General features: G+C 69.3%; 11 protein-coding genes. 9 read left to right on the top strand and 2 right to left on the bottom strand.

The genetic code is table 11. The annotated features are described in order from the left end of the window. Nucleotides 1–253: 253 nt before the first annotated feature. The 7 genes from ACFYNS_RS28850 to ACFYNS_RS28820 all read left to right on the top strand — a co-directional run bounded on the left by ACFYNS_RS28850 (nt 254) and on the right by ACFYNS_RS28820 (nt 8509). Nucleotides 254–637 (top strand): XRE family transcriptional regulator, encoded by a 384-nt coding sequence (locus ACFYNS_RS28850; RefSeq protein ID WP_360303640.1) that lies wholly within the window; start codon nt 254–256, stop codon nt 635–637. A gap of 348 nt (nt 638–985) precedes the next feature. After that, a complete protein-coding gene (gene cpt, locus ACFYNS_RS28845; protein ID WP_360300741.1) occupies nt 986–1522 on the top strand; it encodes a chloramphenicol phosphotransferase CPT in 537 nt (178 codons plus the stop codon). A 315-nt stretch (nt 1523–1837) separates the two neighbouring features. Further along, complete coding sequence (locus ACFYNS_RS28840) at nt 1838–2290, top strand: hypothetical protein (RefSeq protein WP_360300739.1); 453 nt, start codon at nt 1838–1840, stop codon at nt 2288–2290. A 37-nt stretch (nt 2291–2327) separates the two neighbouring features. After that, entirely contained in the window at nt 2328–3851 is a 1524-nt protein-coding gene (locus tag ACFYNS_RS28835) for a hypothetical protein (RefSeq protein ID WP_388605727.1), read from the top strand. Beyond that, on the top strand, nt 3758–4552 hold the full coding sequence (locus tag ACFYNS_RS28830) for a hypothetical protein (RefSeq protein WP_388605725.1): 795 nt from the start codon (nt 3758–3760) through the stop codon (nt 4550–4552). The genes ACFYNS_RS28835 and ACFYNS_RS28830 overlap by 94 nt, the downstream gene beginning before the upstream one ends. Before the next feature lie 86 nt (nt 4553–4638). After that, nucleotides 4639–5625, top strand: a complete 987-nt coding sequence (locus ACFYNS_RS28825) for a hypothetical protein (protein WP_388605723.1) — start codon at nt 4639–4641, stop codon at nt 5623–5625. Nucleotides 5626–6112: 487 nt separating this feature from the next. Then, nucleotides 6113–8509, top strand: coding sequence for a HelD family protein (locus ACFYNS_RS28820; RefSeq protein ID WP_388605721.1), 2397 nt, complete (start codon nt 6113–6115; stop codon nt 8507–8509). Nucleotides 8510–8892: 383 nt separating this feature from the next. Here the strand turns inward: ACFYNS_RS28820 and ACFYNS_RS28815 are convergent, their stop codons facing one another. Beyond that, nucleotides 8893–9099: a cold-shock protein gene (locus ACFYNS_RS28815; RefSeq protein ID WP_019354305.1), complete on the bottom strand. Its 207-nt coding sequence runs from the start codon at nt 9097–9099 to the stop codon at nt 8893–8895. A gap of 306 nt (nt 9100–9405) precedes the next feature. Here ACFYNS_RS28815 and ACFYNS_RS28810 point away from each other — a divergent pair, with 306 nt between their 5' ends. After that, a complete protein-coding gene (locus tag ACFYNS_RS28810) occupies nt 9406–10842 on the top strand; it encodes an NAD-dependent malic enzyme (RefSeq protein WP_360300727.1) in 1437 nt (478 codons plus the stop codon). Nucleotides 10843–11685: 843 nt separating this feature from the next. Beyond that, nucleotides 11686–11967 (top strand): HU family DNA-binding protein, encoded by a 282-nt coding sequence (locus tag ACFYNS_RS28805; protein WP_016469244.1) that lies wholly within the window; start codon nt 11686–11688, stop codon nt 11965–11967. 418 nt (nt 11968–12385) lie between these two features. Here ACFYNS_RS28805 and ACFYNS_RS28800 read toward each other — a convergent pair whose 3' ends face one another. Then, complete coding sequence (locus tag ACFYNS_RS28800; protein WP_360300744.1) at nt 12386–13024, bottom strand: HAD family phosphatase; 639 nt, start codon at nt 13022–13024, stop codon at nt 12386–12388. Nucleotides 13025–13125 lie beyond the last annotated feature (101 nt).

Genomic DNA, 13125 nt, shown 5'->3' with positions numbered 1-13125 from the left:
CACTTGTCCAGGCCCCCGCGCCCCCGGGATCCGAGCACGCCAGGCGCGACGAGCGCCACTGGTGCGTCCCGCCGCCCGCTCGCCAACCGGACGACCACCGGTGCGGGGACAGGCACGTCCCGGACGCGGGTGCGCCACGCGGCACAGCTGCCGCCCCGGCGAACCCTGCGCCCCCAGCAGCCCGCACACCGCCTTCCGCGTCCAGTCCGCACAGCCCCGCCCGGGCTGTCCTGCCGGGGGGAATGAGGAGACCATGCAGACACAGCGAGAGCTGGCCGCAGAAGTCCGAGCACACCGCGACACCGCGGAGCAGACCACCGCGTACGTCGCGCGCTTCCTGCAGGACAACTTCGGCCAACGGGTGACGGCGCTCCTCGCCGGCATCGAGGACCCCAAGCAGGTCGGCAAGTGGTGCAAGGCCGACAACGTGCCCCGCATCGATTCCGAACTACGACTGCGCACCGCCTACCAGGTGTTCAAACTCATCGAGAACGGCGAGAACTCCCACGTCGCCCGAGCCTGGATGATCGGGATGAACCCGCAACTGGAGGACGACGCACCAGTGCAGGCCATCGCCGACGACCGCTTCAAGGACGTCATGGCGGCAGCCCGCTCCTACCTGCAGGGCGACCTCTGAACGACCGCTCCCGGCCCGTCCGGGCAGGGAGCATCCTTCCGGGTGCTCCCGGCACACCGTCCGACCAGCGAGCCGCGCTCGCTCCGCCGCACCCGCGGACCGAGCACGCCCGCGGCAGCAGAACCAGCAGCGCGCAGGCCCCACCCGCCGGAGCCCTCCGACAGGTGGGGCCTGCGCGGTTCCGCCGTACGGCGGCGGGCGAATCACCGAGGTCAGCCCCCGCGGGGCGGCCGCATCCGGCGACCGCACACCCCGCCGGAGGCACCGCCCAGGTCCCCGGCCCGCCGCTCTCGGTCCACCGCGGAAAGCCGTTGCGCCCACCGGGACGACGCCCTCTACCGTGGCGCCGTGACAACCCACGTGATCGTGCTCAACGGCGGCTCCAGCTCCGGCAAGTCGGAACTCACCAGATGCCTGCAGGCCACCCTGCCGGAGCCCTGGCTCGCCCTCGGGGTCGACGACCTGATCGAGGCCATGCCCGTATCGCTGCGCACCGGGGACACCGGCATCGAGCTCGCGGCGGACGGCGGAGTGAACGTCGGGCCGCGGTTCCGGGAGCTGGAGGCCGCGTGGATGACAGGCGTCGCCGCGATGGCCGGCGCGGGAGCCCGCGTCGTCATCGACGAGGTCTTCCTCGGCGGCGCCGCCTCACAGCAGCGCTGGCAGCAGGCCCTTCGCGGACTGGAGGTGCTGTGGGTCGGCGTCCGGTGCGAGAGCGCGGTCGCCGCGGCCCGCGAACAGACGCGCGGCGACCGCGTCCGCGGAATGGCCGCCTCCCAGGCAGACCTGGTGCACCAAGGCGTGCACTACGACCTCCAGGTCGACACCACCCACACCCCCGCCGCGGAATGCGCCCGCACCATCGCGGCCCACGTCCACGGCTGACCGTTCGGCGGACTGCCCTTCCGGGCCCGGAGCACGAGTAATCCGGCGGCACCGTCCGGAAGCAGGGGCCGGTCGCTGCCGGTCGCTGCCGGTCGCCGCGGGAGCAAGGCAAGATGCGGCTATCCGGACATCCTTCACTCTCCGCATGCGCCGGTAGCGTTCGGTAACACTGACTGTTAGCTTGGGGGAACGTTTACCGGACGGCCGCACGACGATCCGGCCCCTCCGCACAACAGATCCTGAGCAAGGAGGGCGCCCCGCCGTGCCCGGACAGGCAGCAGGCCGTCCGCATGCACGAGGAGGGGGAGCGGGGCCATGGGGGGCAACGCAGCGTCGGACGAGAATCCCAGCCCGGGAATGAAGCCGGGCGGTCACCTGCCGCAGGATACCGATCTGGTCCATTCCGAGTCGAAGAAGAAGGCAGCGGCACGCTACCTCGCGGAGACCCTGGGCCCGGAGACGCACAAGGCGGGCTCGAAAGCCGACGGGGACACCGAGACTCTCACCGGCAATCCGGAGAGCCCGACCGGGCGCGGGAAGCTCCATGGCTGGGAGGTGTGGACGGGAATCCGCCATCGGCTCACGACCTGGCGCAAGCACCACAAGCACCTCACCCGGAGCCTCTCCCACGAGCGCGAGGCACTGATGGACGCCAACACGATCCTCAGTGGCATGGACATCGCCACCCGTGACGCCTTCGGCTCCGCGACGCCCAGGCTTCAGCCAGGGCTCGACAAGCGGCCCGGAAGCAGTCTCGACAACCTCTGAGGGGCGGAGCGACAAGGCGATCTCGTACGACGACATCGTGAACGCGGACTTCAGCGACCTGGAGACTGCCGCCAAGTCCTGGGAGGGGATGGGCAAGAGGTTCGGAACCCTGGGCGGCCACTACCGGGACCACGTCCGTGCCGCGGTGGACGCGGACAGTTGGCAGGGCGAGGGCGCGAAGATGTTCGGCAAGTGGGGCGGGAAGACAGCCGAGGAGTACGACCAGGCCGAGGAAGAAGCCCGAGGCGTGGGCGCCCTCTTCCGACTCGCCCACGCGACCTTCGAGTCCCACAAGAAAGCGGTGGAGAAGGCAAGAGACGACGCCCAGGCCGCGGGCATGGACGTGAATTCACACGGCCACTGCACGATGAACCTCGACAAGGTCGAGGCCAAGAAGGGCAAGAAGGTCGCCGACAGGTACCGCGAGAGTTCGGAATCCAAGGAGAAGGTCGAAGCAGAATGGACGGACTCGATCAAGAAGGCCGTCAAAGAGGCGCAGGCTGCTGACGGCGCGATGAAGGCCGCATTCATGGCAGATCCCAAGGAACCGGACGAGGGCCTGCCCGACGGCTTCAACGGGAGCGTGGGCGACGACGCCGTGAAGGCCGGCGCCAACCGCGCGGCCAAGGCATACAAGAGCCTCCGGGACGGCCAGACTCCGTCCCCGGAGGAGCTGCGCGAGGCCGCCATGCTGACCCGCGGTCTCGGCGATGATCCTGAGTTCAGCCGGACCCTGATCAATTCCCTGGGCGGACCCGAAGGGCTCATCAAGGCGCACAACCGCCTCGACGACCTGGCCTACAGCGACGACAAGGATCACCGGAAGACCTATGTCTCGCTGGACCAAGGTCTTGCTAAGAACCTTGCGTCAGCCACGAAGAATCCGAAGACGGCGTTCTACAAGAAATTCCGGGCAGAAATGCGCAAGGCGGGGCTGAGCAAGTTCGACCTCAAGGTCACCGAAAACGTGGACGGTGGAGGCGCCGGGCAGAAGATCCGCGGCTATCAGAGCTTCGTTTCTCTCATGCAGAGGACTGACGGAGACGAATACGGAAAACAGTTCCTGACCGACACCGCCGACGCCGTACGCGACGCCGAGGAAAAGAGCCAAGGTGGCCACTCCGATATCTGGGACCTGCGCGGCGATTTTCACGGGAAGAAGTACGCACACTTCGCGGACGACCCCTACGACGGCCTCCTCAAGATCATGTCCGACCAGCCCGACGTTTCTGCTGAGTATCTCGATCCGGTCCGGCCGAGAACGACAATCTTCAGTACCTGCTGCACGATCGGGACTGGAAGCACGTCGACATGGGAGACGGCGCAATCGGAGGACATGACCCGGACAAAGAGAGCAAAGGCGCACGAGAGGGTCTGGGCCTCGTCATCGAGGCTGGGACGACGGGTCGCGAACCGGGTTCACCGGGCGAGACATTCGGGAGACATACACCCACCGAGGCTCGGATCATGCATGACACCGTCAACTGGCTCGACTACGGTCACCCGGATGGCGAAGGGGAGCCAGGGGACAACCGAATCGGAGAGGCCGACAAGTTCCTGAAGCAGGAGAGCTTCAGGAAAATGCGAACTCCACTTGCCCGCGCTTTGTCTTCATATATTCCTGACATTGTCGACACAATTTCTGCGGATAGCCCTGGAGGGCGCTCAGGGGATCCCGACCCTCTCTTGCTGGGAAACGAATCTCAGATTCAGAACGGCCGTGCAAGTCTTCTTCGCGTGATGCGTGGAGTGTCAGAGGACAGCGACAACTATCTGTTGCTTCACGGAGCCAGCGGGCGCTACATGGCCGAACAACTCGCGGAGACCACAGGCGACGTCGAGAATCGCGCTGCAAAAGTAGGAGAGACTTTTGGTGCCATTACGGCTATCGGCGCCGATATCCCCCTGAGCGAGTACGATGCAACTTCCGAGAAGAATAGTGATCAGCGCGTCTACGGTTATCATCTCATGGGCAGCTTGGCGAATGCATTTCCGATAATCGGCGATGTGGCTCAGCGGTCAGTTGACTCCTACTGGCATGAGTGGCTTAAAGCGGCGGAGAGTGAAAACTCTTACTTCACGAGAGATGCTGTTTCGAGTGAAAACCAAAACACAGAGGACGCGCTCGATCACTTCCTGGAGAGAAATGGCAAGGCGGGAGGGCGGAGTGAAGAGTGGGTGGACACCGCACAGAGAGAGGCGGGACAGAGTTACGTGAAGGGGAGAAGAGCTACTTTCGGTGCTCTCCGAGTCGACTCTTAAGGGGAATCTCTTGAATGGCGGACTCATTGGTGAGGCGAAGAGCAATATGGTATTCACTGATTTCTGTGGGGGTGAGCATGGCGGCTGTGGCCAGCCTGCTCACTTGGTGGAACACGGACATCTTCGGACGGGACCGATACTGCGGTGACGCGCTGTCCTCCTCTCAGGTCGATGCTGTCTTGGCCGGCAGTGGCAGACTGCGGCAGCAAAGTAGTAAACAGAAGCCCTTCAGTGCGTTTCAATGTAAGCTGAAACGGACGAGTAAATTCATCGACTATCCGCAGCCAAGTGTTGAAATTTCGACTGAATTTATGTCAGGAACTAATCCCTTCCAGTCGCATGTCTGGCAGGACAGGGAGAGAGTTTCCTACATACATGAGGGCTTGGCCGGTGGCGCTTCGTCTCACCGGGCTTGGTTGCTGGTTCCGAGTACCTGCTGGAAGAAGATTCCTGCAGAGGCTGACTTCGTTCCCTTTTTCACTGCCACCGTGATAGATGGGAAAGCTCGCCCTGATGCTTTGATGCGACTCACATATCGGGCCGCTCAGCGAGCTTTGGAGGACGAGGGGTGCGAAGCAGGGGAAGCGCTCGCCGAGAGAGCATCGAAATCGGTAGATTTGACGGAAGCGGAACGCGGCAGGACTGACGTGAAGAACGCCTGTGGAACGCCGGATTTCATTCTTCCTTCTGACGCACTTCCTGGGCGGACGAAGCCCGGTTCCGAGCGGGTAACGAAGCCCGTAGCCAGTACGGCATGGACGTGTGACCTCTACCTGGAGGGGGAAGTTGGCCCCAGCCTGAGTCTCTCCGTGAGTTCGCATCAAGATGTCATTGCTGCTGCAGCGAAGCAGGAGGGTTTCGCAACCTGGAGAAGCGCGAAACTCGTTCGATGCGATCAGGGCGACATATACCTCGGACTGTGGCCGCACGATTCGTACCTTGACCTCCATATCGATGAGCACAAGAGGAGTGGGAAGGAATTCTCGAGAGTCTTTGATGAGATTCTCGCTTCTCTTGCAAAATCTAAAATGAAGAGCCGTCACTGGAGCGGGTGCAGCATCGGAAGAAGCTGAAATTGCACTTTCGACATGGATGGCGTGTTGTGAGGGAATGGGGCACAAGGGGTCTTCTTTGAGGTCTTGCTTTAGGGCTTGTGGGGAACTCTAGGATGAGCGGTGGCCGTGAAATCGGGCGCCAGGGCGAACTCGACGTCCGTCCCGTTCCCGTGTCGAACGTGTCAAATGATCGCTTTCTGGTGATTTATGAAACGCTCGGCCATTCTCCGCTTCCGTGACTGTGGTTCTCCTCCTTGTTGCGGCGTTGCTCGCCTGGGAAAGCGGAAATTTGCTGGGCGAGTAAAGCGGCGATGGCAATTTTGGAAATCGATGAAGCGCCGTGAGGTGCTGTTCGGTTTGAACAGCACCGCGGTTACGAGCGGCACTGGTAGCTCTTCCGCCGCGTGAGGGCGACCCGGGTGCTGCGACCAGCCGCCGCGCTCCCCGATGCGGAATCGCGTACGGTTGACGGCTGCCCTAAGGAGAGCAGAAGGGGGCCGCCGCGGTGAACGCGCAGGACAGAGCGGAGCCGGAGACCGTACGTGACCGCGAGGTCGACGCGGAGCAACAGCACCTCGACCGGGTGTACCGGAGGCTGGAAGAGAAGATCCATGAGGCCGAGTTCCTGATGGACGACGCCGCCAAGCGCGCCCAGGTGGGCACCCCGGGGGCCCTCGCCGAACGGGATGCGCAGGTCTTCCGTGCGGGGATCCATCTCAACCGGCTCAACAGCGAGTTCGAGGACTTCCTCTTCGGGCGGATCGATCTGCTGGAGGGCAGGACCGGGGAGCGGGGCCCGGACGGTGCCTACACCTCCGTGGAGCCCGCGGACGGGGCCGTGCGCGAGGAGGGCGGCGAGCAGCGGGCCGACATCGTGGAGACCCTGCACATCGGGCGGCTCGGGGTGCTGGACGCCGACTACTCGCCACTGGTCATCGACTGGCGGGCGCCCGCGGCGGGGCCCTTCTACCGGTCCACCCCCGTGGCTCCCGGCCGGGTCGTGCGCCGTCGCGTCATCCGCAGCAAGGGCCGGCGGGTGCTCGGCGTCGAGGACGATCTGCTGCGCCCCGAGCTCACCGCCCGGCTGGACGGCGCTCCGCTGGCCGTGATCGGCGACGGGGCGCTGATGGCCGCGCTGGGTCAGGCCCGCAGCCATGCGATGCGGGACATCGTCTCCTCCATCCAGGCCGAGCAGGACGAGGTCATCCGCGCGCCCGCGGCGTCGGTCACCGAGGTGGCGGGCGGCCCCGGCACCGGCAAGACAGCCGTGGCCCTGCACCGCGCCGCCTACCTGCTGTACCAGGACCGGCGCCGCTACGCGGGCGGCATCCTGATCGTGTCCCCGACCCCGCTGCTGGTCTCGTACACGGAGGGCGTGCTGCCCTCGCTCGGTGAGGAGGGCCAGGTCGCGATCCGGGCGCTGGGCTCGCTGGCGGAGGAGACCGCGGGCGCGGAGGCGACGACGTACGACGAGCAGCGCGTCGCCCGCGTCAAGGGGTCGGCGCGCATGGTGAAGGTGCTGCGCAAGGCGGCCCGCGGGGCGCTCGAGCTGGGGTTGCGTGCCCCGGTGCCGGAACGGCTGCGGGTCGTCGCCTTCGGCGGCCGCCTGGAACTGGACGCGGAGGAGCTGGCCGCCGTGCGCCGGCAGGTCCTCGGCGGCACCGCGCCGGTGAACCTCATGCGGCCCCGGGCGCGGAAGCTGCTGCTGGACGCGTTGTGGGAGAAGTCCGGGGCGCAGCGGCGGCACGAGGACCCCGAGCTGGCCGCCGAGGCCCGGCAGGGCTTCGACGAGGACATCGCCTCCGAGGAGGTGTTCCTCGACTTCCTCGACGCCTGGTGGCCGGAGCTGGGCCCCCGCGAGGTGCTCGCGGCCCTGGCCGACGAGGCGCGGCTGGGCCGTTGGGCGCGGCGCGTGCTGCGGCCCGCCGAGGCGCGGACGCTGGCGCGCTCCCTCGCCGCGCGCCTCACCCCGCAGGGCGAGGGTGCGCTCTCGGTGCACGACATCGCGCTGCTGGACGAGCTGCGCACGCTGCTGGGTGCCCCCGCCCGCCCCAAGAAGCGCGAGGTGGACCCGGTGGACCAGCTCACCGGGCTGGAGGAGCTGACCACCGCGGCCGATCGGGACGGGGGCCGGCGGTGGGACCGCGGGGCCGACCGGCTGCCGTCCGAGCGCACCGAGTACGCGCACGTCATCGTGGACGAGGCGCAGGACCTCACTCCCATGCAGTGGCGGATGGTGGGCCGCCGCGGTCGGCACGCCACCTGGACGATCGTCGGCGACCCGGCCCAGTCCTCTTGGACCGACCCGGACGAGGCGGCCGCGGCGCGGGACGAGGTGCTCGGCAAGCGGCCGCGGCGCCGCTTCGAACTGACCGTCAATTACCGCAACCCCGCCGAGTTGGCCGTCCTCGCCGACCGGGTGCTGGCGCTGGCCATGCCGGGGACGGCGCCGCCGCGCGCCGTGCGGTCCACCGGTGTGGCCCCCGAGTTCGCCGTCGCAGGCGGCGTCGCAGGCAGTGCCGCTGGCGGTGCCGCAGGGCATGACGGGGGCGATGGCGCGGACGGCGGCCTGGGCGCGGCAGTGCGGGAGAGTGCCGCACTGCTGCTGGCGGAGGTCGAGGGCACCGTCGGGGTCGTGGTCGCGATGCGGCGGCGGGAGGAGGCGCGCGAGTGGCTCGCGGGACTGGGGGAGCGGGTCGTCGCGCTCGGGAGTCTCGAGGCCAAGGGACTGGAGTACGACGCCGCGCTCGTCGTCTCGCCCGCGGAGATCGCGGACGAGTCCCCCGCCGGATTGCGTGTGCTGTACGTGGCGCTCACCAGGGCGACGCAGCGGCTGTTGGTGCTCAGCGCGGAGGCGGACCTCCCCGACGGGGCGGGGGTCCCCGACCTGCTGCGGGACTGATCCACGCGGGGTCCGGCACGGCGTGCGGAAGGGCTCCGGAATCGGTACGTGCAAGGGGAATCGCGGCGGCGGGTCGTTTGTTAGCCTGGGTGTGGCACCGGCCCGATCCATGCCCCCGGGCCCAACCATAGGCGCTCAGAGCGCCCACTTGCCGCGAGGCGAGCTGGCGGGTCGGTGTCATTGAACGTGAAACGGAGAGGGCTCCCGTCGGCACGACGGGAGCCCTCTCCGCTGTGCGGACGCCCTCGGCGGCGGGTCCGCGGGCGGTGCGCCGATGCCGGCCGGGACGCGGCCGGCATCGGCGGCGACCGAGAGCGGTCGGCAGCGGACGACAGCAGCCGACTGCACCCGACAGCACCCGACAGCGTGGTCGACCCGCCTGGTCAGCCGACCACGCGGACGCCGTCGGCCTGCGGGCCCTTGCGGCCCTGGGTGATCTCGAACTCGACGCGCTGCGCGTCCTCCAGGCTGCGGTACCCCTCACTGTCGATCGAGCTGTAGTGCACGAAGACGTCCGGTCCGCCGCCTTCCTGTGCGATGAAGCCGTAGCCCTTCTCGGCGTTGAACCACTTGACCGTGCCCTGAGCCATGTTTCCGGGTCTCCTGTGATGCAGAGGCAGTGTGCGGGCCGATCTTAAGTCGGTTTCGGTCTGTTTCAGAGGAATTGGGGCCGTTTCTCTTCCGGTTCTCTTCCGGGGAGCCGCGGGGCCCGTCCCCGGCCACATGGGTGACAATCTCTCGGATGGTGGAATACGCTTTCCGAAACAAGGGATGCGTTACCACGTACCGGGGGGTAGGTGGGACGATCTGTTGACGTGGCGCGCCGCAGGCCGTAAGAAATGCGGCCCCTGCGCGCACGCGCACAACGTGACAAGGGAAAGCAGAGGAAGTCGGCAATGGCGCCAAGCGTCTCCTACTCGATGACGGTCCGCCTGGAGGTCCCCGCAGGCGGGACGGCGGTCAGTCAGCTCACCACGGTCGTGGAGTCCTCCGGAGGCTCGGTCACCGGCCTCGACGTGACGGCCTCGGGTCACGAGCGGCTGCGGATCGACGTGACGATCGCGGCCAGTTCCACCGCGCACGCCGACGAGATCGTGGCCGAGCTGCGCACCATCGAGGGTGTCGCCATCGGCAAGGTCTCGGACCGAACCTTCCTGATGCACCTCGGCGGCAAGATCGAGATGTCCGCCAAGCACCCCATTCGCAACCGCGACGATCTGTCGATGATCTACACCCCGGGGGTGGCCCGGGTCTGCACGCAGATCGCCGAGCACCCCGAGGACGCGCGGCGCCTGACGATCAAGCGCAACACCGTCGCCGTCGTCACCGACGGCTCCGCCGTGCTGGGCCTGGGCAACATCGGCCCGCAGGCGGCGCTTCCGGTGATGGAGGGCAAGGCGGCCCTCTTCAAGCGGTTCGCCGGGATCGACGCCTGGCCGATCTGCCTGGACACCCAGGACACCGACACGATCGTGGAGGTCGTCAAGGCCCTGGCGCCGGGCTTCGCCGGGATCAACCTGGAGGACATCTCCGCGCCGCGCTGCTTCGAGATCGAGGCGCGGCTGCGGGAGGCCGTCGACATCCCCGTCTTCCACGACGACCAGCACGGAACCGCCATCGTGGTGCTCTCCGCGCTCTACAACGCGCTGCGCGTGGTGGGCAAGCGGATCGAGGACGTCCGCGTCGTGATGTCCGGGGCGGGCGCCGCCGGTACGGCGATCCTGAAGCTGCTGCTGGAGGCCGGCGTCAAGCACGCCGTCGTCGCGGACATCCACGGCGTCGTCCACGCGGGCCGCGAGGACCTCGCGGACGCCGAGGAGGGCTCGCCGATGCGGTGGGTAGCCGACAACACCAACCCCGAGGGGCACACCGGCACCCTCAAGGAGGTCGTGGTCGGCGCGGACGTCTTCATCGGCGTCTCCGCGCCCAACGTCCTGGACGGCGGCGACATCGCCAGGATGGCCGACGGCGCCATCGTGTTCGCGCTCGCCAACCCCGACCCGGAGGTCGACCCGGCGGCGGCCCGCGAGTCGGCCGCCGTGGTGGCCACCGGACGGTCGGACTTCCCCAACCAGATCAACAACGTGCTGGTCTTCCCCGGCGTCTTCCGCGGCCTCCTGGACGCCCAGTCCCGCACCGTGGACGACGCGATGATGCTGGCCGCCGCGCGGGCGCTGGCCGACGTGGTCGGCGAGGACGAGCTGAACCCGAACTACATCATCCCCAGCGTCTTCAACGAGAAGGTCTCCGGCGCCGTCGCCGGCGCGGTCCGCGACGCCGCGCTGAGCGAGAGTGAGGCGAAGGCCGCCAAGGAGCCGGCGCAGGCCGGCTGAGGACTTCCACCCGGGCCTGGCGGGCCCGGGCTCGCGCCCGCCAGGCTTCGCCCGCGCCTGTCGGGGCTCCCCGGGCCTGCTGAGGCTTGGCCCGGGGGCCGCGGGGCCCGCCGGAGGCGGCGCAACGGCCCGGGAGCCGGCGCCCGGGTCCTCGGCCCACGGTGCCGGGGCTACCGGCGCCCGCTGCCGTAGGTTGGCGCTCTCGGTGGGCCGCTCTCGGTGGGCGCTGCGGTCACCTCGCCGCCCACCACCGCCATGGAGCCCCGCCCCCCGGTCTCCGCTCGCCCCGAGGCCCGGAGCACCGCTTTCGAGGTTGCTTCTCCGGCGCCTCGGTGCCTCGGCGGTCGTACCGGGGCCCGGGCGGCACGTCGCGGTCGGCGTCCTGGTGGCGCCCGCGTGCTGGTGGCGCCCGCGTCCGGGAGGTGGTCCGCGTCGCCGGGCTCCGCGTCGCAGCGGGTACCGTCCGGTGCCGCCTGCGGCGCGCGTGCGGGCCTCCCGCACGCGCGTCACGCCGTGCCGGCCGCGGGAGCCCCGGCGCGTCGGGCGGGGGTTCACTCGGGCGGGCCCCTTAGTGTTGCGGGCAGCCAGAGGCCAAGACACGTCAGCGCGCGCGAGGGCGCCGGATGACGGCGGATTGGCTTTCCCGCCGCAGGTAGGGGCAGGATGCATTCCCAAGGACTTCGTCCGAGGGGGAGACCCCGAAACGGACCTTGTCCAGGGGGATACCCCCACGGGGCGCGCGGGCCCGAAGGCGGACCCGGGTCCGGGGACTGTCGGAGGGCCCTGGCAGCATCGGCTTCGATCTCACGCCTCATCGGCAAGAAGAACACGGGAGTACGAATTATGAACCGCAGTGAGCTGGTGGCCGCTCTGTCCGAGCGTGCCGAGGTGACCCGCAAGGACGCCGACGCGATCCTGTCGGCATTCGCCGAGACCGTCGGCGAGGTCGTCGCCAAGGGCGACGAGAAGGTCACCATCCCCGGCTTCCTCACCTTCGAGCGCACCCACCGGGCGGCGCGCACCGCGCGCAACCCGCAGACCGGCGACCCGATCCAGATCCCGGCCGGGTACAGCGTCAAGGTTTCGGCGGGCTCCAAGCTCAAGGAAGCGGCGAAGGGCAAGTAAGCCCTGAGGCACTGAAGCAGAGGGCGGCCCCCCACTCGGGGGGCCGCCCTTCGTGTGTCCGCGCCCGAATCCGGACCGCCCCGGCGCTCTCGGCGGTACCGCCCCAGGGCATCGCGTCCCGGCACATCTCCTGGAGGCATCTGTCCGGGGCCCGCGCATCCCTGGGCACCGTGTCCGGAGTCGTGGGCCGGGGTCCCCGCACCCGCAGCCTGCGGCCGAGCCGTGCCCTGACGGGTGCGGGCCGCCCCGGTCCTGGTCGGGAACCACCTCCGGCTCGGGAGCCGGCCCCGGGTCCGGGACGACCGAGCCCGCCCTCCGGAGCCGGCAACCGATCCCGAGCCCGAGCCCGCCCCCAGGGCCGAGTGCCGCACCGGGAGGGGCCGGGCCCGCGCGGCTGCGGCACGGGACCGGACGGGAGTCAGCCGCCGTCCTCCCCGAACGCGAGCGGCAGCGCCCCCAGGTCGACCTCCCGGAGGGAGGGCAGCAGCAGGGTGCCGGGGGCCTCCTCGATACCGTCCACGGTCGGGACGGCGATCACCCGGCAGCCCGCGGCGCGGGCGGATGCGGCGCCGGTGGGGGTGTCCTCCAGGGCCAGGCACGCGGTCGCGGGGACCCCCAGGAGGCGGGCGGCGGCCAGGTAGGGGTCCGGGTGCGGTTTGCCGCGTGGGGTCTCGCCGTGTGCGACGGAGCAGGTGAAGCGGTGCGGCCCCAGAGTGGTCAGCACCAGGTCGGCGATCGGCCGTTCGGACGCCGTGACGAGCGCCACCGGGACGTCCATGCCCCGGGCGCTGTCCAGCAGCGCCAGCGCGCCCGGCTGCACCGTCACCCCGGCGCGCACCCGCGCCGTGAACGCGGCGTCCAGCCGGGCCTGCGCGGCCTCGGCGGCCAGTCCGGTGCGCCGGGCCACGAGTGCGGCAGCGCCGTCCAGCGGCAGGCCCGCGAAGGGGGCCAGGGCGGCCGCACCGGCGTCGGCGCCGTGCTCGGCCAGCAGCTCGGCGAGGGTCGCCAGCCAGTCGCGTTCGGTGTCGACGAGGGTGCCGTCCATGTCGCAGAGCAGGGCGGCGGGGGGGGGGGGGGGGGGGGGGGGGGGGGGGGGGGGGGGGGGGGGGGGGGGGGGGGGGGGGGGGGGGGGGGGGGGGGGGGCGGGGGGGGGGGGGG

It is taken from the genome of Streptomyces sp. NPDC006925, assembly GCF_042869575.1.
Taxonomy (GTDB): domain Bacteria; phylum Actinomycetota; class Actinomycetes; order Streptomycetales; family Streptomycetaceae; genus Streptomyces.
The sequence above is the reverse complement of the archived record's forward strand: the minus strand, read 5'-3'. Positions and strand labels throughout refer to the sequence as shown.

Coding starts and splice junctions, on each gene's coding strand:
- ACFYNS_RS28850 (WP_360303640.1), top strand. CDS start 254: ATGCAGACACAGCGAGAGCTGGCCGCAGAAGTCCGAGCACACCGCGAC.
- ACFYNS_RS28840 (WP_360300739.1), top strand. CDS start 1,838: ATGGGGGGCAACGCAGCGTCGGACGAGAATCCCAGCCCGGGAATGAAG.
- ACFYNS_RS28830 (WP_388605725.1), top strand. CDS start 3,758: ATGCATGACACCGTCAACTGGCTCGACTACGGTCACCCGGATGGCGAA.
- ACFYNS_RS28815 (WP_019354305.1), bottom strand. CDS start 9,099: ATGGCTCAGGGCACGGTCAAGTGGTTCAACGCCGAGAAGGGCTACGGC.
- ACFYNS_RS28810 (WP_360300727.1), top strand. CDS start 9,406: ATGGCGCCAAGCGTCTCCTACTCGATGACGGTCCGCCTGGAGGTCCCC.
- ACFYNS_RS28805 (WP_016469244.1), top strand. CDS start 11,686: ATGAACCGCAGTGAGCTGGTGGCCGCTCTGTCCGAGCGTGCCGAGGTG.